Below are 19,151 nucleotides of genomic sequence, written 5' to 3'. Positions count from 1 at the left end.
GCGGAGCGAGGGACTGCCCACCGGCCGTCTCGAAACCCCAGTGCGCGAGCCGTCGGTGGCGCCCGTCCCCTGGGCGACCAGGTGAGACAGGGCCGGTGACCAGGCCGCGACGCGCCCGGCACTTGTCGCCCCATGGCACGCTGACCGCATGCCGAAGACCGTCGTGATCGCCGGGGCGTCCGGCTTCCTGGGCACCCACCTCACCGAGGAGCTGACGAGCCGGGGCCATGCGGTGATCGCCCTGGTCCGCCGCCCGACGTCCGCGCCGGACGAGTCGGCGTGGGACCCCTACGCCGGGGTGTACGACCGCGACCTGGTCGAGCGCGCCGACGTGGTGGTCAACCTCGCGGGGGCACCGACCCTCGGCAACCCGCACTCGACGAAGTGGCAGCGCGAGCTGCGCGAGAGCCGGGTGACCACCACGCGGGTCCTGGCCGACGCGGTCGCGGCCAGCGACCGGAAGCCGGCGTTCCTCGCCGGCAACGCCATCGCCTGGTACGGCGACCACGGGGCCGAAGTCGTCACCGAGGAGTCGGACAGCCGCGGCGACAGCTTCATGACCGACGTGACCCGGGAGTGGCAGGACGCCGCGACCCCGGCCGTCGGCGCGGGCGCGCGGGTCTGCTTCCTGCGCACCGCGCCCGTCATCGACCGGCGCGGCGCACCGCTCAAGCAGCTGCGGGTCCTGACCAGGCTCGGGCTCGCGGCGCGGCTCGGCAGCGGCCGCCACTACATGGCGATGATCAGCATGCGCGACTGGGTCGGCGGGGTGACCCACCTCGTCGAGCACGACGACGTCAGCGGGCCGGTGAACCTCTGCAGCCCCGAGACGCCGACGAACCGGGAGTTCACCGACGCCCTCGCCCGGGCCCTGCACCGCAAGGCGGTCCTCGCGGTCCCGTCGTTCGCGATCGAGATCGGCGCCGGGAAGCTCTCCCCCGAGGCGCTCGGCTCGATCAACATGCGCCCCGCCGCGCTGGAGGCCGCGGGCTACCGGTTCCGGGACCGCACCGTCCACGAGGTCATCCGGACCGGACTGAGCTGACCCGCCACTCCCCCGCCACCCGCCGGAACGTCACGACGTGCCCGGTCGGCCGGTCCCGCGGCAGCGGCACGGCACCGGGGACGGCGACCCCGCCGATGACCCGGTCGGTCACCTCGAGCACCAGCCGGGCCGGCGCCTGGGCCCGCACCGAGACGCGCAGCAGCTGGGTGCGCATGCCGGCCACCCGCAGCCCGCGCGCCGTCCACACCCGGAGCATCGCCACGTCCCGGCGGCCGGCGACGGACCCGCTGGTGTAGAGCGTGCGCAGGCCGGCGGCGTCACCGGCCGACCACGCGGCCGCCCGGCGTTCGTCCCACGCGTGCAGGACGTCGGCGGGCTGGGGGCCGAGCGCGAGCACGGCGGGGAGCAGCAGCGGCAGCACGAGGAGGGCCTACCCGTTCCGCGGGTCGTCACCGCGGTCCTCCACAGGCAGTGGGACACTCGGCGGGTGCTGAGCCGTCGCACGCTCCTGCTCGGGGGCACCGCCGCCGCCGTGGTCGCCGGCACTGCCGTCGGAGTCGAGCAGGGTGTGCTGCCCGGGCGGCCCTGGCTGCAGGCCACGCTGCACCTCAACGGCGCCGCCGGGACCATCCCGGACGTCGAGCCGGGCCCCGTCGAGACGGGGACCTTCGTCTCGGCCGCCCGGCTCGGCGCCGAGACCGACTGGATCCTGATCCACCCGCCGGGCCACCACCAGCACCTCCCGCTCGTCGTCGCCCTGCACGGCCTCGGCGAGAGCCCCCGGACCCTGACCGGACCGACGTTCGGCCTGGATGGCTACCTCGCCGCGGCCGTCGTCGACGGCGTCCCGCCGTTCGCGATCGCGGCGGCGGACGGCGGCACGTCGTACTGGCACCAACGCCCGGACGGCGAGGACGCGTCGGCGATGGTCACCGACGAGCTGCTGCCGCTGCTCGGCCGCCACCACGGCGTGCGCACCGACCGGTTCGGGCTGCTCGGCTGGTCCATGGGCGGGTACGGCGCGCTCCGGCTGGCCGGTGAGCTCGGCCCGGACCGGGTGGCGGCGGTCGTCGCGGCGAGCCCGGCGATCTGGAGCGACCCAGGCGACGCGTCGCGATCCGGGTTCGACGACGCGGCCGAGTACGAGCGGTACTCGGTCGTCGGCCACCAGGACGACCTGGACGGCATCCCGGTGCGCGTCGACGTCGGCACCGGCGACCCGTTCTACCGCGACGTGCAGGACTACGTGGACTCGTTCCCCGACGGCGCGGACGTGACGAGCACCTTCGAGCCCGGGGCGCACGACCCGGCGTACTGGCGCCGGATGCTGCCCGACGAGCTGGCCTTCCTCGGCCGCGCAGTACGCTCGGCGTCGTGAACTTCGAGGAGGCCGGGCTCGTCGACTACCTCGCGGCGTGGGACCTCCAGCGGGAGGTCCACCAGCGGGTGGCGGACGGCGCGCAGGACGACACCGTGCTGCTGCTCGAGCACCCTCCGGTCTTCACCGCGGGCAAGCGCACCGAGCCCCACGAGCGGCCGCTGGACCCCGGCGGCGCGCCGGTCGTCGACGTCGACCGCGGCGGCAAGATCACCTTCCACGGGCCCGGCCAGCTGGTCGGCTACCCGATCGTCACCCTGCCCGACCACGTGAAGGTCGTCGACTACGTGCGCCGGGTCGAGGAGGCCCTGATCCGCGCCTGCGGCGATCTCGGCGTCGTGACCGCGCGGGTCCCGGGCCGCTCCGGCGTGTGGCTGCGGGCCGACGACCGCGGCCCCGAGCGCAAGGTCGCCGCGATCGGCATCCGGGTCAGCCGCGGCGTCACCATGCACGGCTTCGCGATCAACTGCGACGTCGACCTGGGGTGGTACGACCGGTTCGTCCCGTGCGGCATCGCCGACGCCGGCGTCACCTCCCTGAGCCGCGAGCTGGGCCGCGACGTGACCGTCGCCGAGGTGACGCCGTACGTCGAGAGGCACCTGCGCGAGTACCTCGCGTGGACGCCGTACGACGCCACCCCGGACTACGACCCGCGCCCCGAGCCGGGACGCCACCCGCGGATCGAGCTCGTCACTCCCTGACGCGTACACTCGGTCCACGTGACGCAAGCACCTGGCACCTCCCAGATATCGGCTCAGGGTCGCAAGCTGCTCCGGCTCGAAGTGCGCAACGCGGAGACCCCGATCGAGCGCAAGCCCGAGTGGATCAAGACCCGCGCCAAGATGGGACCGGAGTACAAGCACCTGCAGAGCCTGGTGAAGTCCGAGGGACTCCACACGGTCTGCCAGGAGGCCGGCTGCCCCAACATCTTCGAATGCTGGGAGGACCGCGAGGCGACGTTCCTCATCGGCGGCGACCAGTGCACCCGGCGCTGCGACTTCTGCCAGATCGACACCGGGAAGCCGCAGCCGCTCGACCGCGACGAGCCGCGCCGCGTCGCCGAGTCCGTGCAGACGATGGGCCTGAAGTACGCCACGATCACCGGCGTCGCGCGCGACGACCTCGAGGACGGCGGTGCCTGGCTGTACGCCGAGACCGTGCGCGCCATCCACGAGCTGAACCCCGACACCGGTGTCGAGAACCTGATCCCCGACTTCAACGGCAAGCCGGACCTGCTCCGCGAGGTGTTCGAGTCGCGGCCGGAGGTGCTCGCGCACAACGTCGAGACGGTGCCGCGGATCTTCAAGCGGATCCGGCCGGCGTTCCGCTACGAGCGCTCCCTCGACGTGATCACCCAGGCCCGCGACTTCGGCCTGGTCACCAAGTCGAACCTGATCCTGGGCATGGGCGAGACCCGCGAGGAGGTCAGCCAGGCGCTGCGCGACCTGCACTCCGCGGGCTGCGAGCTGGTCACGATCACCCAGTACCTGCGCCCGTCGGTGCGGCACCACCCGGTCGAGCGCTGGGTGAAGCCCGAGGAGTTCGTCGAGCTCAAGGACGAGGCCGACCAGATCGGCTTCTCCGGCGTGATGTCCGGTCCGCTGGTGCGTTCGTCGTACCGCGCCGGCCGGCTGTACCGTCAGGCGATGGACGCCCGCGCGGGCGTCGCGACCGCCTGAACCTCCTGACCCAGAACGAGGCACTGCAGAAGATGGCCAAGGAACCGAAGCCCGTCGACCCGGAGAAGATGAGCCGGACGGCGCAGTTCGTCGAGACCTACCGGATGGCCAAGCGCTCCGACCCGCGCCTGGGCCTGTGGGTCTTCGGGTCCCTGCTCCTCGGCCTGGTCATCGGCTTCGTCGTCTTCTGGGTGCTGCTGCCGACCGACGGCGTGCTGGGCGTCATCATCTCGGTCGTCGGCGCGCTGCTGCTCGGCACGCTGCTGGCGATGATCGTGTTCGGCCGCCGCGCGCAGAAGGCCGCCTACACGCAGATGGAGGGCCAGCCCGGCGCCGCCGCGGCCGCGCTGCGGATGCTGCGCCGCGGCTGGAAGTCCGACCCGGTCATCGCGTTCAACAAGCAGCAGGACGTCGTGCACCGCGTCGTCGGCCCTCCGGGGATCGTCCTGGTCGGCGAGGGCAACCCGAACCGGCTGCGCGCGCTGCTGACCTCCGAGCGCCGCAAGCACGAGCGGGTCGCCGCCGAGACGCCGATCCACGAGGTGATCTGCGGGAACGGCGAGGGCGAGGTCCCGCTGCCGAAGCTGGTCAAGCACGTCCAGAAGCTCGGCCGGCAGGTCAAGCCCGCCGAGATGACCGACATCCTGAACCGGCTCAAGGCGCTGGACGCCAACCGCTCGAACATCCCGCTGCCGAAGGGCCCGGTGCCGACCAGCATGAAGGGCATGCGGCAGAACATGCGTGGTAGGTGACGCGCCAGCGGCACCTACCGTCGGTGGTCGAGCAAGCCGCGCGACCGAGCTTGCGAGGTCGCGACCGGCGTGTCGAGACCCAGTGAGACGAGAGCAGGGCGGTGACCACGGTGGTCACCGCCCTGCGTCACTTCTGGGGTCTCGATGAGCTCAACCGACGACCCGCGATCACGCGCTGGGCGCGCCCGTCGCTCCCATCATCGAACCCAGGTCCGGCATGTCGGTGACCTGGTCGGCCGGCGGGGCCGCGATGTCGACGTCCTTGCCCCAGTCGGAGACGGTCATCTCCATCGAGGCGTCGGTGCCGCCCATCGGCAGCTGGTCCATGCTCATCTTCGTGAAGCGGTTCTGGTCGTCGAGCCAGAGGTCGTAGCTCACCGAGTCCGGCAGCTGGGCCTGGGCGCCCTCGGGCAGGTTGCCGCCCATCGAGGCCATCATCTTCTTCATGTCGACGGTGAGCTCGTAGTGGTCGAGGCCGTCCTCCTCTCCGACGTAGGTGACCTTCGAGATGCCGTCCTGCATCGTCTCCAGCGCCTTGGCCGGATCCATCTGGTCCATCATCTTGTCCAGGCCCATCGCGGCCAGCGGGCCCTTGGGGTCGGACGGGTCGATCTTCCAGAACTTGCCCTGGGTCAGCGGGCCCATCGACAGGTAGATGGTCCCGTCGACCATCCGGATGTCCATCTCCCCCGTGCTCTTGTCGCCGGCGGCACCTGGGAGCGTCATCTTCATCGCCATGCTCGGGGGCGTCGAGGTGTAGTCGACGTCGCCCGCGGCGGTCACCGAGCCGGTCGAGCCGGCGGAGATGTGCATGGTCATGTGCGCGGTGGTGCTGGCCTCGACGCCGTCGGTGACGGTCTTGACGAACTCGGCCGGCGGGACCTGGTCGCCCTCGGACAGGTCGCTGCTCAGGGCCACCTGCCCCGATCCCGACGCGGAGGCGCCCGAGTCGTCGTCACCGCAGGCGACCAGCCCGGTGGCGAGCAGGGGCGCGATGGCGGTGGCGGCGAGCGTGCGGCGGACGGTGATCAGGCGGGTCACGGTGGGTCCCTTCCGAGAGCGGTGCGGTGCCGGGGTGTCTGACCAGCATCTCCCCCGGCGCAAGGGCGCCGAAACGACAGGCGTCAGTGCTGTGGAGTGCTCGCCTCCTGCAGCGGGACGGTCGCCGACCCGGCGGCGATGTCGTGCAGGCCCCGGCGGTCGGGGCGGAACACCAACGGCGGGATGACCAGCGCGACCAGGATGGCGCGAGCGAGCGAGCGGAGCGGGTCGAGGTGGCCGCCGTCGTCGACGCTCACCACGCGCAGCCGGGTGGCGAGCTTGCCGAACGAGCCACCGGCCGTCCAGGTGAGCAGCGCGGACTCGAGCACGAACACGAGCAGGACGTAGAACCCGCCGGGGCCGCCGGTCCTCGAGTAGTCGGACCAGCCCATGAAGAGGACGACGACGAACGTGCTGGCGATCCAGTCGACCAGCAGGGCCAGCACCCGCCGCCCCCAGGACGCGGTCTCGTACGGCAGGGTCTGCGGGCTCGGCACGACGGCCAGCGTAGGGCGGTCGCTGCCGAGTCCGGCGGCCGGGCACCTGTTACATGCCGGAAACAAACCGGATACGGTCGAGAAATCGCCCGTGCATACGTTGCGGAGGACGTCCGGTGCAGCGCCGCCCCGGCCGCGTGTTTCGCACCGCTCAATCACGGCTGACCCGGCGTGCAGCCAAGGAGGACGAATGTTCCAGAACAGCGACGAGCTGCTCAAGTACATCAAGGACGAGGGCGTCGAGATGGTCGACGTGCGCTTCGTCGATCTGCCCGGTATCGAGCAGCACTTCACCGTGCCGGTCTCGTCGTTCGACCAGGACGTCTTCGACAACGGTCTCGCCTTCGACGGCTCCTCCATCCGGGGCTTCCAGGCGATCAACGAGTCGGACATGGCGCTGTTCCCGGACCCGACCACGGCGTACGTCGACCCGTTCCGCGTCGCCAAGACGCTGAACCTGAGCTTCTTCATCCACGACCCGATCACCGGCGAGGCGTACTCGCGCGACCCGCGGAACATCGCGCGCAAGGCGCTGGCGTACCTGTCGACCACGGGCATCGCGGACACGGCGTTCTTCGCCCCGGAGGCGGAGTTCTACATCTTCGACAACGTCCGCTACTCCACCGCCGCGAACGAGGGCTTCTACCACATCGACTCCGTCGAGGGCTGGTGGAACGCGGGCAAGGAGGGCGACAACCGGGGCTACAAGACGCGGTTCAAGGGCGGCTACTTCCCGGTCTCGCCGTACGACCACTACGGCGACCTGCGCGACGAGATGGTCAAGAACCTCGAGTCGTGCGGCCTGCTCGTCGAGCGGTCCCACCACGAGGTCGGCACCGCGGGCCAGGCGGAGATCAACTACCGCTTCGACACGCTGCTCAAGGCCGCCGACGACGTGATGAAGTTCAAGTACCTCATCAAGAACACGGCCTGGGAGGCCGGCAAGTCGGTCACGTTCATGCCGAAGCCGATCTTCGGCGACAACGGCTCGGGCATGCACGTCCACCAGTCCCTCTGGAAGGACGGCGACCCGCTGTTCTACGACGAGACCGGGTACGGCGGTCTCTCGGACGTCGCGCGCTGGTACATCGGCGGCATCCTCAAGCACGCCCCGGCGCTGCTGGCGTTCACCAACCCGTCGGTGAACTCCTACCACCGCCTGGTGCCGGGCTTCGAGGCCCCGATCTCGCTGGTGTACTCGTCGCGGAACCGGTCCGCGTCGGTCCGCATCCCGATCACCGGCTCGAACCCGAAGGCCAAGCGCGTCGAGTGCCGCTTCCCCGACCCGTCGGCGAACCCGTACCTCGCGTTCTCCGCGCTGATGCTCGCTGGCGTCGACGGCATCAAGAACAAGGTGGAGCCGCCGGCCCCGATCGACAAGGACATCTACGAGCTCCCGCCGGACGAGATGGCCGAGATCGACCAGGTCCCGACCTCGCTCGGCGCCGTCCTCGACGCGCTCGAGTCCGACCACGAGTTCCTCACCGTCGGCAACGTCTTCACGCCCGACCTGATCGACACGTGGATCGACTACAAGCGCACCCACGAGATCGCCCCCGTGCAGCTGCGCCCGCACCCGCACGAGTTCGAGCTCTACTACGACATCTAACCAGGCCTCCGGCTGCGGTCGTTCAGCAACGCCGAACGACCGCAAGGAACAGCCGCTGACCTGCACAAACGCCGCCGAGCGACCTTTTGGTCGTTCGGCGGCGTTTGCTGTTGGTAGCCGCTCGTCTGTTACAAATCCGGTACAAATTTGGGTAGCGCCATCCCCTGCCACACGGTCCTCAGGGGCCTCCCCGGGTAGATCGCGGGCCGGGTCGGTTGCCCGAGCCTCCAGCCTGGCATCGCACGGTCCGGCGACCACCGCCGCGATGCCCGAGCCATCGTCCTGCCGCATCATTTCCACCGACGTGATCGCTCCCACGCCGCCGTCGGACATAGGTGCCCGTAGACCAACTGTCCGTCAACGCCGCGAGGAGGGGCTTGATGATGGCAACGAACTCGAACGTGCCCGCTATGGAACCGGGAATCTTTGGGCCGCGGCGGCGCGGAGGCCGCGGCAGCCGGCCACCCAGGCTGGTCGACGCCCAAGAGCTGTGGGACATCGACGATGTCGCGTCCTACCTTGGCGTGACCAAGCAGACCATCTACTCCTGGCGGACGACGGGCTACGGCCCGGCCGGCTTCCGTGTTGGAAAGCACCTGCGCTGGCGGGCAGCAACCGTGATCAATTGGACGGTGCAACTCGAGGAGAATCAGTGATACCGAGGGGCCATCAGCCTCAGGCGGAATCGGTTCCAGCGCCACCAGGCCGCAGATGCTCGTCAGCCCTGCTAGTCACCCGGTCGGACTCTGCCAAGGACAGCCATGGCCAGCGTTAGTCCCGGTAGGCCAGCGGACGACGGGAGCCCTCGTTACGTTGTGAACTATCGAGATCCCGAGGGGCGGCAGCGCCGCAAGACCTTCAGACGCAAAGCTGAGGCGGTCGCGTTCCGCAATACCGTTGAGGCGGACAAACTCCGTGGAACCTACCTTGATGTCGACGCCGGCAGAATCTCGTTTCGGACCTATGCCGAGGAGTGGCTCGGCAACCGGACCTTCAGCCCACTGACCTATGAGGCGACGGAGTTGCGACTCAGGCTCCACGTGTTCCCGACGCTGGGACACCTCGAACTGCGACAGATCAAGCCGTCGACGATTCAGAAGCTCCTGCGATCGATGGAGATGGCCGAGACCTACCGGCGCGTCATCTTCTCCAATGTGTCTGCCATCTTCTCGGCCGCGGTCGACGACGACATGATTGCCAAGAATCCGTGCAAGGCCAGTTCAGTGACAAGGCCCGCAACGTCGCGTCGCAAGGTGGTGCCTTGGCCGTCCGAATGGGTCTCCGCCATGCACGACGCGCTTCCGCCCCAATACAGGATCGCAGTCACGTTAGGTTCCGGGCTGGGACTACGCCAAGGCGAGGTATTCGGGCTCGCGGTCGAGGACATCGACTTCCTCCGCGGGGTCGTCGAGGTCAGGCGACAAGTCAAGGTGTTCGGAGGCAACCGCCTCGTCTTTGGCCTGCCGAAGGGCGATAAGACCCGCACCGTCCCCCTGCCCGAGAGCGTCGCAACGGAGCTCAGCAGCCACCTCGCCACCTACCCGCGACGTAGCGTCACGCTCCCGTGGGGAACGCCCCAGGCGAACACGAAATCGAGCGCAGGACTCATACTCACCACACGCGAGCGTTCTGCCCTCAACCGCAACTACTTCAACACACGGCTCTGGAAGCCCGGCCAAGCCCATGTGGGTATCGAGCAATCGCGTGACAACGGCATGCACGCCCTCCGCCACTGGTACGCCTCTGTGCTCCTAGACGCCGGCGAATCGATTCGCGCTGTGTCCGAGTACCTTGGCCACAGCGACCCCGGCTTCACCCTGCGCACCTATACCCATCTCATGCCCAGCAGCACGGAGCGAACCCGGGCAGCAGTGGATGCGGCCTTTGCAGCCGGGCGCCACGTGGGAGAAAGGGTCGACAGAGAACTCGAACAACCCTCTCGCGGCTAGCGGGCGCCAGCCCGAACAACGGCGTGTCTTGGAGCCGCCGGCCCACTGTCCGTCACCGTCGCTCCCGCCCTACGGTCCGACAACGTTCCCAGCTCCCACGCCCGTCGCGATCGGCGCTGACGCCCGTTCGCACCTGGATGGCAGAATCCCGGTGATGACTACGCCAGACCCCTACTCCACTGCGGCCGGCTGATCGCGTGGCTGCACGATCATGGCGCGACAAGCGCATCGACGATCTCCTGGTGGCCGTCTCCGACCTCGGCATGACGATGTCCCGCTCGGCTGCCGGCGAGTTGCTCGACGAACGGGTTCAGTTCGTCGCTGAGCGGATGCGCGTCACAGACACGACCGCCCGCCGGTACCTCACCGAGGACGCCCTCGTCGGCATGGCTAGGGAGATCGTCTTCGGCTTCGTCGAGGAGACACCGGGTGCGGACCTAATGAGCTCACCGCGGACCGCCGCGGTTCCCGTTAGGTTCGCCGGCAGGATCTTGGCGGGGTTGGGCGAGGTTGTCCGCATCCTCCTCGTCGAGCGCGACGATCTCGAGCACACCCGCGATCGGGTGGCTCAGATCGCACACGCGCAGAGCCAACTCGGACTGCTGGTCCACGATCAGGTGGCCACCACCGGCTTCTACGACGAGCCGTCGGTCCAGATGCCCCCGGCGCTTCTCCTGCGCGTGGCGCGCATCCTGGAGACCGCCGCAGACCTGGTGGAGGATGGCCTGATTGGCTACCAGGTTGATCCGGAGGAGAGCGCTGGGCTCCCATCAGCATTCCGCCGCGACGTTCTCCTGATGCGCACTATGGCCGGGCAGGAGTCGAGCGCGTGACCGAGGCCGAAGCACGAGTCCTCACCCTGTGCGCCACGGTGCAGGAGATCCCGCCCGACCACCGCGGCGGCGGCGGCGGCTAAACCCTCGGCCGAGACGAGTTGACCGTCCAGGAGTCCGGCTACGACCAGGCGCTCGCGGCCGCCCGACGCCGCGTTCGTGACGGGTGGCGAATCATCGCTCTGCGAGTCGAGCGCAACTAGCAGCGGATGCGAACCCGCCCGTGCCCCTCCGCCGGTGCGCTCAGCGTTCTGCGTCATGACGGTGGCGAACCTGTCGGCTCGCCTGCCACGCCGCCGATCTGGCGTAAGCCCTCGCACATCTGATCGCTCCCAAGGTCTGGGATCACCTAGGGGACCAAACAGAGGAGGACCCAATGAGCACTTCACCCGCGGAGCAGCCGGGCACCGGCATCGTCACCTTCACCCAGCAGGGCGACCGCGCCCTCGATCGCCTCGCCGCCGATCTGGTCGACCACTGCGACGGCTCCACCGCCAGCGTCGCCGACATCCTCGAGCAGGTGCTGTCGGCCGACATCGCCGAGCTTGCCAACAAGGTCGGCGAATCCCTTGTCGCCGGCGAGGCCGTTCCAGCCCCCGAGAGTCCCGACGATGCAGCCCGTCGACGCCTCGTGGCCGACCGGTCCACCGCCGGCGGCGCTCCTCCCCTGTCACCCCGGATCGGCCGTTGACACGCCCATCACATGCGCGAGCGCTCCTCCGGCCGAGTGAGCCGACTGCCACCTAGACTGACCTAGAAAACCCTCTAAATCTAGGTGAGTCTAGGAAGGTGGCGCTGGTGGATCAGAGCCCGTACACGCCCGGTGCTGGCCACAACCCGCCCGTCCTGGCGGGACGCGACGGCCTTCTCCGTGACTGGCACCTGGTGCTCAACGACATTGTCTCTGGCGGCCGCGTCCGTGCCCAGGACATGATCCTCGCCGGCCCACGCGGCGTGGGGAAGACCGTCACGGTGAGCGCGTTCGCGGACCTGGCCAAGGAGCAAGGCTTCGAGGTGGTCAACCTCCAGGCTGTGTCGGGCCACGCTGGTCTGGTAGAGGCGCTGCTCCAGCGCGCTCGCACCCGCATGGCCGAGGAGGCCGGCCCGTGGCAGCGCGCCCGCAAAGCCTTCGAGCGGGTCGGCGGAGTCAACCTCAGCATCGCGGGCATAGGTGCCGGGATCTCCACTCGCCAATCCGACGCTCCCGCACCGGGCATGGATGCGGGAACGCTCGCTGACGCCCTGGCCACGCTGGCGGCCGAGGTCCGCAAGGACGCCCACAGCGGCGGCCTGCTGATCACCGTCGACGAACTCCAGGTCGCCTCTGGCCCTGACCTCGCCCTGCTCGCGGCGACGCTGCACCGACTCAACGTCGACCACCCCTCCGCGCCGGTCCTCTTCGCCGGCACCGGACTGCCCTTCACCCCCGATGCGCTCCGCAAGGCTGGCGTAACCCACCCTGACCGCCTCTTCGTGCTGGAGCCCATCCCCCTCACCCTCGAACCCGATGACGCCCGATACGCCGTGGTGGAGCCAGCACGCCAGGCCGGTATCGCGTGGACCCCCGAGGCGGCGGCAGCCGTGGTCGAGGCCAGCAACGGCTACCCGGCCCACCTGCAGCTGTTCGCCCACGCCATCTGGACATCCGCGCCCGGGCCCGACCAGATCACCCTCGGCGACGTCGAAGCCGCACTCCCCCAGATCGCCGACATGCTCGAGCGCCGCACCCTTGGCCCCCGCTGGGACCGAATCAGCGATCGACAGATGGAGTTCCTTGCCGCCCTCGCTCTGCACGGCGGGCGCGCCTCGACAGCAGCGATCGCCAAGACTCTCGGTCGCTCGCAGCAAGAGCTGTCTTGGCTCCGTGAGGAGCTCATCGAGGAGGGCGACGTCTACGCACCCAAGCGCGGCCAGCTGGCGATGGCGGTCCCGCTATTCAACCGATTCGTTCTGAGCCACTACGAACGCACAAGGCCCGAGGCAGCGACCGAACTGCTGAGCCTGCAGCAGATGATCGCGAACGCCGGGCTGGACCCCTCAACAGCGCACGCGGGCCCGGACATGCTGCGCCGAAGCGAGCAGAACGAAACCCGCCAGTTGCAACCGCCCAGCGGCGGATCTGGACGGCCGCGTTCCTGAGTGGCGGCGCGCACCGCTAACGAGCGGTGGTGGCATAACAGTCTTGGAGCGGCCGAACACGGACCGCGACAGCCCGCGCGGCGCTAGAGCTGGGAGCGGACACTCGCAGCATGGGCCCTGTCACGTCGGACAGCAGCGCGAAGGGGCTGCAGCGGCGCTACGTCGGCCATCTCGTCGAGCAACTCGGAGGGGTCTACCGTCAGTGTCTCCATCGTCGGGGCGCAGTAGGCGCTCCACTCGCTTGACCGCCGCGGCGAGCCGGCGATAGGCCTCGACATCGTCGACGACGGCCAAGAGTCGACGCCCCGGTACCAGCCCTGACGCGGCCGCGCTGAGCATCAGTGAGATTTCTTCGCGTCCGGTGATCGCCCCGGAGGGTCGACCTTCCTTTGGTGACTGAGAGATGACCCCGGTCCGCCAAGGAGCTGCACGTGAGCACGCCCACCGACTCCCCGTCCGCCGCGGCCGACCGTGACCCGGTTCAGGAGGCCCGCGCCCACCTCGAGCAGGCCCTGGCTGCGCTCGATCGACTCCGCGAAGTTCTACCACCTCCCAGCACTCCCCCGCCCGAAACCGCAGGCGGTGAGTCGGCATGACTACCGACACCACCCTGAGCGCCGCCGACGCCGTGTTCGAGGCCGAGCAAGCCGTGAGCAGGGCCCGCTGGGTGGTGGAGGAGATCCAGGAGACGATCACCTCCGCGCTCCGCGTGCTCGACGACGCCGAGCTCGACTCAGCCAAGGCCAAGCTGTCCGAGCGCGGCTCCTTCTACCTCGAGGCCGCCGGCGAGCACCTAGGACGTTTGCGCACGCGGTGCAACGACATGCCTGACCTCACTCACGGCCTGTTCGTGCACCTGAACCGCGCCTCGCAGTCCGTCACCGACGCCCGCACCATCCTCGACCTGGCCGACACCTCCGATCCCGTCATCGCCAGCGAGGTCGCGCAGCTCAAGCCGCGCATCGCGGTCGTCGGCGAGATGGTCGCCCTGGCCAAGCCGGTCGCCCAGCTGGCTGCCCAGCACGTCGAGACCGCGCACCAGGCCAGCCGGGACGTCACTGCACTGGGTCTGCTGGAGCCGGTCAGCCTGGAGCGAAGCATCGCGACCGCCGGCAAGGAGCTCGGCCGCGCCGACGAGGACGTGCGCCTGCTCGGCAATGTCGTCGACCACGCCGCGGCCAGCGCCCGAGAGTCGGCCGGCATAGCCAGCGAGATCACCGACAACGCCCGCCGGCGGATGTCCGAGCAGAGCCGGGACCCGATCACAAGCCCCTCGCAACCGGCGCCCAGGCCCCCGGGACGATAGGGGAGCCATGGACCTCGACCAGGGCGGCCGCCAGCTGGCCGGCCTCATCCTCGACGCGGCCGGCCGCGGCCAGCACGACCAAGTGGCCGACCTGATCGCACCGCTCGATGCCGAGCAGCTGCGATCCCTGGTGACGGTGCTGGTAGTCCAGGTCGACCAGAGCGCACCGGCCTCCTCGGCCGCCGGCCCCGCCGCGGTGTGCGAGCTGGCCGTCAACGCCGCGGCGCCGATGTTCGGCACCACCCCGGAGGCGATCCTCAGCGCCGAGCGCAGCCGACCGGTCAGCGACGCCCGCGCGGTGGCTATGACCGCCGCCCGCGAGACCGGCCTGTCCCTGCCGGCGATCGCCGAGCACTTCAACAAGGATCACGGCTCGGTGATCCATGCGGTCCGCCGCACCGCTGAACGGCCCCGGCTGGCCGACGCCGCTGCCCGGGTGAGCGAGCACGTCAACAGCCGCTACACCGCCCGCCTCCCCCGAGGCGAGGAGAACGTGGTCAACCTCCACCAGCAGCCGCCATCCTCGACGTTCCAGCCCGATGGCCTGGTCGAGCACGCCGTGGTGGCGGCCGCCGCGGCCTTCAACACCACACCCGAGGTCCTCCTGGGTGCCGACCGGAGCCGGGTGGCCGCGGATGCCCGCGCGGTGGCCATGACCGCCGCCCGCCAGCACGGCCACAGTCTGCCCACGATCGCCCGCCACTTCGACCGCGACCACACCACGGTGCTGCAGGCGACCCGGCGCATAGAGAAGACCCCGCCGCTGCGGGACCTGGCCGCGAAGATCGCCGCAGATCTCCCCGAGCAGCCCGCCAGCACTCACGCCGGCCTGGTCGGTGTCGACGAGCAGGTCCCCGAGAGCGGCTACCGCTCCCCCGGGGTGCGCGAGCAGCAGCGTGCGATCCCTGGCGCCGGCGAGCGGGCGCAGCTGAGAGTCGCCAGGTGAAGGCCCTGATCGGTCTGGCCGCGGCCGCGATCCTCGCGCTGACCGCCGGCGGCATCAAGGCCGCCTTGCCCGGAGCCCAGACAGGCCACGACTCAGCGGAGGGCAAGACCACCCAGGTGCGTGTCACTGCGGTCGTCGACGGCGACACGATCCGGGTCGAGACCCGCGGCGGACGCCAGCTCGGCCGAGTACGCCTGCTCGGCATCGACGCCCCCGAAGTCGCCCACCCACCGGAGCCGGCCGAGTGCTACTCCGACCAGGCAACCGACCTGCTCGAGGAGCTCGCGCCGGTCGGCAGCACCGTTGAGCTCGTCACCGACACCGCCCAGCCCAACCGCGACCGCTACGACCGGCTGCTGCGCTACGTCGACCACGACGGCCACGACGTAGCCCGCGAGTTCCTGGCCCGCGGTGCCGCCCGCCGCTTCGAAGCCGATCAGGCGCTCGCCCGCGAGGAGTCGTACTCCGCGGCCGCCGACGATGCCCAGGGCGCTGAGCGCGGCCTATGGGGCACCTGCTGAGAGCAAGGGAGACTGGGTCATGGACGAGCAGCTGACGATGGCCGCGAAGACGCTGGCCCGGTGGTGCTACGTCCGTGGCGTCGACGAACGAGTCCTCGGCTGCGGTGAACAGCTGCTCAAGGCGGCGGCCGACGAGGCGCTCGGTCGTACGGCGCCGGCGCACCTCGAGCAAGCGCTGTGGCAACAGACCGCCGCGCTGCTGCGTCAGCGACGCGACTGGGACCGTGACCACCAGGTGAGCCCACCGACGCCCGCGGAATGCCTGCCCTGCGCCGTGGCGGTCGACCACTGCCCCACCCACGCCGGCCAGCGATGTCGCGCCTGCGGTGGCCAGCTGCACCGCATCGTCGTCGACGAGGGCTTCGACACCCACCCGTGCTGCGACAGGCCGGGCGCCAACGGATCCCGGGCCTTCCTCGAGCACACCGCGCAGCTGCTCGGCGCCACGCTGCTCGCGCAGCCGGCCTGAGCGGCCCGGGGCGCCAACACGGATCAGCCGAAATGATCGCTCCCACCCCTGGCCCGCACTTAGGAGACCAAGGACTGGCGCAGCCGATGCCGGTCCACGGGATCCATGGGAGTGCACATGAGTGATGCCGCTCGCGAGGAAGCCGCGCTCGAGGAAGAGGCCCGGCAGCGCGCCGAGGTGATCAGGGCCACCGACGAGGCCGCCGCCCTGGCCGCGGCCGCCGACACCGGCCCCTCCCCCGACGCCGAGATCGCGCAGGTCCACCGATCCGGCCGCCAGCACGACCACACCGACACGGCCGCCTACCAGCGACCCCAGCTCGGTCGCCGCCGCGGCCCGCGCCGCTAGGGCGTGTCTCCCAACCCTGAGGTGAGGGTGGCGTGAGCATCGACGGGTGACTTCGAGACACGCGGCGTTGTCAGATGCGGAGTGGGACCGGATTGAGCGGTTGCTTCCGTCGAACGTGGGGAAGCCAGGCCATCCGTTCGTCGAGAGCCGACGCGTGGTCGAGGGGATCATCTACCGCTACCGCACCGGGATCCCGTGGCGGGATTTGCCGCGCGAGACTTACGGGCCGTGGCAGACGGTGTGGAAGCGGCACCGCCGCTACGCCGCGGACGGCACCTGGGACAGAGTGCTGGCCGCGCTGCTGGCTCAGGCCGACGCCGCGGGCAAGGTCGAGTGGACGGTCTCGGTCGACGCCACGATCAGCCGTGCCCACCAGCACGGCACGAACACGACTCGTCCCGAGCAGGACACGGGGGGCTCGATCGAGTTACACGAATCTGCCGGCCGGGTTCATCGCGAGCCCGCTCGGCGGTGACCGAGAACCCGCAGGTCACGGGGTCGGTCGCTCCCGCGGCGGACTGACCACCAAGATCCATGCCGCGGTCGACGGGCACGGCCGCCCGTTGGCGCTGGTGGTCACCGGCGGACAGCGCAACGACGGGGCGATGCTGGCCGAGGTGCTGGCCGACATCCGGGTGCCTCGGCTCGGACTGGGTGCTGCGCGTACCCGCCCCGACGTGGTCGTGGCCGACCGCGCGTACACCAACGGCGTCAATCGACGCATGCTGGCCGCACGCGGCGTCAAGACGGTCATCCCGCAGAAGAACACCGAGATCGCCGCCCGACTGCGGAGGGGCTCGGCCGGGGGAAGGCCACCCGCCTTCGATGCCGAGATCTACAAGGGCCGCAACGTGGTGGAGCGCTCCTTCAACCTGTCCAAACAGTGGCGAGGGCTGGCGACCCGCTACGACAAGCTCGCCATCACCTACCGGGCCGCGGCCGTCCTCCAGGCCTGCATCCGCTGGCTTCGCCTATTGAGAGACACGGCCTAGGAGGTCCGCGATGGCTACCGCACTCGCATCAGCAGACTCAAGCCGCAGCCCCGGCCGCACGACGGTCCGCTGGGTCGACTGCTCCCACAAGCTGGGGTCGCTGCCGTGCATGAACCACAAGCCGCACCAAGGCAACGGCCGCGGCTGCGTGCACCACTCCACGTCCGGCTTCCAGGACGACGAGTAGCCCCGCGGACCCTGCAGCGGCACGAGAGAGCTCGTCAGCCGTGCACCAGGTGCAGCCGCGGCCGCTGAGACTGCTCAACGACCGTCTCCAGGCGTTGCAGCCGCTCGAGCGTCATCGGATGCCCATGACGCCGAAGCAGACCAGCCAGCACGGAGCCCAGGCCGAGGGAGACCACCAGCTGGTCGGCCGCGGCCTCCGAGCGTGCCTCGATCCGCCGGCCGGCCGCCGGCACCAGGTAGGTCAGGGCGATCACCGCGCCACCCAGGATCCCCGGAGCTGCCCGGCCCTCGGCGACCGACTGCACGATGCAGATCACCCCGACGACGCCCCGCAGCGTCCACGCCAGCCGCATGAACGGGAGCCAGGCGAAGGCCCTGCCCACGCCGCGGAACGTTGCGACCACCAGCCGCCACGGCGTCGTCGCCGCCAGCACAGCGAGCTCCAGCCGCGGCCGGATCGCTCGCCGCCGGCCGACGGCATGAGCGATCGCGGCGGCCGCCTCCGCAGCGGTCACTCCCCCGCGGTACGCGGCATCGACCAGTCCGGGGGTGACCACGACGGCGCGATCCGGGATCGCCATAGCCACCGGGATGCTCGGAACCTGACGCCGGCGTACGAACAGCGCGTCGACGTCGACGCCGCGGCCGCCAAGCTCGGCGAGCACGGGCGCCATCACCTGGAGCTCAGCTGCGGTCGCGGGACGCGACCTGGTCAGTGCCGCGATCGCCGGCACCTCGAGCTGGCCGATCGCCAGAGCAATGAGGACGCCGGCTGCGGCCAGGAACGCCAGCAGGCCAAGGGCCGGCGGGAGCAGGGCGCACACCACCACGGTGAGGACGAAGCTCACCAGCAGCGCCGGCGCCAGCGTCACCACCCTCAGCACGGTCATCGGGAACCTCATCATCACGACCCTCCTCCATCTGTCAGCACTAGTGCGAATCTCTTGACTTTGCTCGCGGTGATCGTCCGGCGACCGCCGAACGACATAGGCGAACGAGACCAGTTTGTGCCCAGCCGCCGACACGACCCCGAGTTATCCACAGCCCCCCGCTCAGCGGAGCGAGGACTGACCCGGACGTGGGTTCATGGACCAGACCGACCTCCGACCGAAAGGAACACCCGTGGACACCCTCAACGCTGACGGCACTTGGGGCCGCCTCGGCTCGATCGCCCTCTTGCTGCACCAGGCCGCTAACCAGGTATGGAGCGACGCCGACCGGGCCACAGCCGACTCGCCGCTGCACGACCTCGGCCTCGGCGTCTATCTCGCGCACTCCCAGGCCAGTGCCCTGCTGCCCGACGACTACGTGCTGCCCGACCTCGACGCGGACGAGGAGCTCGAGGAGCGCACGCCGCTGCAGCTGCTCACCGAGGCCGAGGAGCTGACCCGTCCCCTGCCGCTGCACCGGCCCGACCTGGTGCACGGCTCCCAGCTGGTCCTCGACCTGTGCGACCTCATCCGGGAAGCCCGCGGCCTTGGCTACTGACCTGCGCCTGGC

22 protein-coding genes and 1 pseudogene are annotated in these 19,151 nt (G+C 70.2%); 19 read left to right on the top strand and 4 right to left on the bottom strand.

Annotation, left to right across the window (positions count from 1 at the left end):
• Nucleotides 1-148 precede the first annotated feature (148 nt).
• Nucleotides 149-1,045, top strand: a complete 897-nt coding sequence (locus tag ABD086_RS15530; RefSeq protein ID WP_343908477.1) for a TIGR01777 family oxidoreductase — start codon at nt 149-151, stop codon at nt 1,043-1,045.
• On the opposite strand, the gene ABD086_RS15525 is transcribed toward ABD086_RS15530, so the two are convergent.
• Nucleotides 1,023-1,427, bottom strand: coding sequence for a hypothetical protein (locus ABD086_RS15525; RefSeq protein WP_343908476.1), 405 nt, complete (start codon nt 1,425-1,427; stop codon nt 1,023-1,025). The genes ABD086_RS15530 and ABD086_RS15525 overlap by 23 nt on opposite strands.
• A 66-nt stretch (nt 1,428-1,493) precedes the next feature.
• Here ABD086_RS15525 and ABD086_RS15520 point away from each other — a divergent pair, with 66 nt between their 5' ends.
• Genes ABD086_RS15520 through ABD086_RS15505 form a run of 4 tightly spaced genes read left to right on the top strand, consistent with a single transcriptional unit; the run spans nt 1,494 to nt 4,815 of the window.
• Complete coding sequence (locus ABD086_RS15520; protein WP_343908475.1) at nt 1,494-2,384, top strand: alpha/beta hydrolase; 891 nt, start codon at nt 1,494-1,496, stop codon at nt 2,382-2,384.
• Entirely contained in the window at nt 2,381-3,085 is a 705-nt protein-coding gene (gene lipB, locus ABD086_RS15515) for a lipoyl(octanoyl) transferase LipB (protein WP_343908474.1), read from the top strand. Before ABD086_RS15520 ends, lipB begins: the two co-directional genes overlap by 4 nt.
• 18 nt (nt 3,086-3,103) lie before the next feature.
• On the top strand, nt 3,104-4,063 hold the full coding sequence (gene lipA / locus ABD086_RS15510; RefSeq protein ID WP_343908473.1) for a lipoyl synthase: 960 nt from the start codon (nt 3,104-3,106) through the stop codon (nt 4,061-4,063).
• A gap of 32 nt (nt 4,064-4,095) precedes the next feature.
• Complete coding sequence (locus ABD086_RS15505; protein WP_343908471.1) at nt 4,096-4,815, top strand: DUF4191 domain-containing protein; 720 nt, start codon at nt 4,096-4,098, stop codon at nt 4,813-4,815.
• Between the two features lie 168 nt (nt 4,816-4,983).
• On the opposite strand, the gene ABD086_RS15500 is transcribed toward ABD086_RS15505, so the two are convergent.
• Both ABD086_RS15500 and ABD086_RS15495 read right to left on the bottom strand, forming a co-directional pair.
• Nucleotides 4,984-5,856 (bottom strand): SCO4651 family lipoprotein, encoded by an 873-nt coding sequence (locus tag ABD086_RS15500; RefSeq protein ID WP_343908470.1) that lies wholly within the window; start codon nt 5,854-5,856, stop codon nt 4,984-4,986.
• 83 nt (nt 5,857-5,939) lie between these two features.
• Complete coding sequence (locus ABD086_RS15495) at nt 5,940-6,353, bottom strand: RDD family protein (RefSeq protein ID WP_343908469.1); 414 nt, start codon at nt 6,351-6,353, stop codon at nt 5,940-5,942.
• Between the two features lie 190 nt (nt 6,354-6,543).
• On the opposite strand from ABD086_RS15495, the gene glnA reads away from it, so the two are divergent.
• The 13 genes and pseudogenes from glnA to ABD086_RS15430 all read left to right on the top strand — a co-directional run bounded on the left by glnA (nt 6,544) and on the right by ABD086_RS15430 (nt 17,652).
• Nucleotides 6,544-7,962: a type I glutamate--ammonia ligase gene (gene glnA, locus ABD086_RS15490; protein ID WP_343908468.1), complete on the top strand. Its 1,419-nt coding sequence runs from the start codon at nt 6,544-6,546 to the stop codon at nt 7,960-7,962.
• A 383-nt stretch (nt 7,963-8,345) separates the two neighbouring features.
• Entirely contained in the window at nt 8,346-8,618 is a 273-nt protein-coding gene (locus ABD086_RS15485; protein ID WP_343908467.1) for a helix-turn-helix transcriptional regulator, read from the top strand.
• 159 nt (nt 8,619-8,777) lie between these two features.
• A complete protein-coding gene (locus ABD086_RS15480; protein WP_343908466.1) occupies nt 8,778-9,911 on the top strand; it encodes a site-specific integrase in 1,134 nt (377 codons plus the stop codon).
• Between the two features lie 242 nt (nt 9,912-10,153).
• Nucleotides 10,154-10,744, top strand: a complete 591-nt coding sequence (locus ABD086_RS15475) for a hypothetical protein (RefSeq protein ID WP_343908465.1) — start codon at nt 10,154-10,156, stop codon at nt 10,742-10,744.
• A gap of 376 nt (nt 10,745-11,120) precedes the next feature.
• Complete coding sequence (locus ABD086_RS15470; protein ID WP_343908464.1) at nt 11,121-11,435, top strand: hypothetical protein; 315 nt, start codon at nt 11,121-11,123, stop codon at nt 11,433-11,435.
• A 98-nt stretch (nt 11,436-11,533) separates the two neighbouring features.
• Nucleotides 11,534-12,883 carry an ATP-binding protein gene (locus tag ABD086_RS15465; protein WP_343908463.1) on the top strand — a complete coding sequence of 450 codons (1,350 nt, stop codon included), beginning with the start codon at nt 11,534-11,536 and terminating at the stop codon, nt 12,881-12,883.
• A 592-nt stretch (nt 12,884-13,475) separates the two neighbouring features.
• Nucleotides 13,476-14,189, top strand: coding sequence for a hypothetical protein (locus tag ABD086_RS15460; protein ID WP_343908462.1), 714 nt, complete (start codon nt 13,476-13,478; stop codon nt 14,187-14,189).
• Nucleotides 14,190-14,196: 7 nt separating this feature from the next.
• Nucleotides 14,197-15,135 carry a helix-turn-helix domain-containing protein gene (locus ABD086_RS15455; RefSeq protein ID WP_343908461.1) on the top strand — a complete coding sequence of 313 codons (939 nt, stop codon included), beginning with the start codon at nt 14,197-14,199 and terminating at the stop codon, nt 15,133-15,135.
• The gene (locus tag ABD086_RS15450; protein ID WP_343908459.1) at nt 15,132-15,656 is read left to right on the top strand and encodes a thermonuclease family protein; all 525 of its coding nucleotides are present in this window, start codon (nt 15,132-15,134) and stop codon (nt 15,654-15,656) included. The genes ABD086_RS15455 and ABD086_RS15450 overlap by 4 nt, the downstream gene beginning before the upstream one ends.
• 19 nt (nt 15,657-15,675) lie before the next feature.
• Nucleotides 15,676-16,125: a hypothetical protein gene (locus ABD086_RS15445; protein WP_343908458.1), complete on the top strand. Its 450-nt coding sequence runs from the start codon at nt 15,676-15,678 to the stop codon at nt 16,123-16,125.
• A 117-nt stretch (nt 16,126-16,242) separates the two neighbouring features.
• Nucleotides 16,243-16,473 (top strand): hypothetical protein, encoded by a 231-nt coding sequence (locus ABD086_RS15440; RefSeq protein WP_343908457.1) that lies wholly within the window; start codon nt 16,243-16,245, stop codon nt 16,471-16,473.
• A 46-nt stretch (nt 16,474-16,519) separates the two neighbouring features.
• A pseudogene (locus ABD086_RS15435) lies at nt 16,520-17,465 on the top strand (IS5 family transposase).
• Nucleotides 17,466-17,475: 10 nt separating this feature from the next.
• Nucleotides 17,476-17,652, top strand: coding sequence for a hypothetical protein (locus ABD086_RS15430; RefSeq protein ID WP_343908456.1), 177 nt, complete (start codon nt 17,476-17,478; stop codon nt 17,650-17,652).
• Between the two features lie 34 nt (nt 17,653-17,686).
• Here ABD086_RS15430 and ABD086_RS15425 read toward each other — a convergent pair whose 3' ends face one another.
• Entirely contained in the window at nt 17,687-18,553 is an 867-nt protein-coding gene (locus ABD086_RS15425) for a hypothetical protein (RefSeq protein WP_343908455.1), read from the bottom strand.
• 220 nt (nt 18,554-18,773) lie between these two features.
• Between ABD086_RS15425 and ABD086_RS15420 the strand changes: the two genes are divergently transcribed.
• Nucleotides 18,774-19,139 carry a hypothetical protein gene (locus ABD086_RS15420; RefSeq protein WP_343908454.1) on the top strand — a complete coding sequence of 122 codons (366 nt, stop codon included), beginning with the start codon at nt 18,774-18,776 and terminating at the stop codon, nt 19,137-19,139.
• Nucleotides 19,140-19,151 lie beyond the last annotated feature (12 nt).

Source organism: Nocardioides aquiterrae (assembly GCF_039526625.1).
Lineage (GTDB): Bacteria > Actinomycetota > Actinomycetes > Propionibacteriales > Nocardioidaceae > Nocardioides > Nocardioides aquiterrae.
The sequence above is the reverse complement of the archived record's forward strand: the minus strand, read 5'-3'. Positions and strand labels throughout refer to the sequence as shown.

What these genes read in the sequence shown, in the direction of transcription:
- ABD086_RS15530 (WP_343908477.1), top strand. Translation starts at nt 149, where the DNA reads ATGCCGAAGACCGTCGTGATCGCCGGGGCGTCCGGCTTCCTGGGCACC.
- ABD086_RS15505 (WP_343908471.1), top strand. Translation starts at nt 4,096, where the DNA reads ATGGCCAAGGAACCGAAGCCCGTCGACCCGGAGAAGATGAGCCGGACG.
- glnA (WP_343908468.1), top strand. Translation starts at nt 6,544, where the DNA reads ATGTTCCAGAACAGCGACGAGCTGCTCAAGTACATCAAGGACGAGGGC.
- ABD086_RS15485 (WP_343908467.1), top strand. Translation starts at nt 8,346, where the DNA reads ATGGCAACGAACTCGAACGTGCCCGCTATGGAACCGGGAATCTTTGGG.
- ABD086_RS15470 (WP_343908464.1), top strand. Translation starts at nt 11,121, where the DNA reads ATGAGCACTTCACCCGCGGAGCAGCCGGGCACCGGCATCGTCACCTTC.
- ABD086_RS15460 (WP_343908462.1), top strand. Translation starts at nt 13,476, where the DNA reads ATGACTACCGACACCACCCTGAGCGCCGCCGACGCCGTGTTCGAGGCC.
- ABD086_RS15455 (WP_343908461.1), top strand. Translation starts at nt 14,197, where the DNA reads ATGGACCTCGACCAGGGCGGCCGCCAGCTGGCCGGCCTCATCCTCGAC.
- ABD086_RS15445 (WP_343908458.1), top strand. Translation starts at nt 15,676, where the DNA reads ATGGACGAGCAGCTGACGATGGCCGCGAAGACGCTGGCCCGGTGGTGC.
- ABD086_RS15440 (WP_343908457.1), top strand. Translation starts at nt 16,243, where the DNA reads ATGAGTGATGCCGCTCGCGAGGAAGCCGCGCTCGAGGAAGAGGCCCGG.
- ABD086_RS15430 (WP_343908456.1), top strand. Translation starts at nt 17,476, where the DNA reads ATGGCTACCGCACTCGCATCAGCAGACTCAAGCCGCAGCCCCGGCCGC.
- ABD086_RS15425 (WP_343908455.1), bottom strand. Translation starts at nt 18,553, where the DNA reads ATGAGGTTCCCGATGACCGTGCTGAGGGTGGTGACGCTGGCGCCGGCG.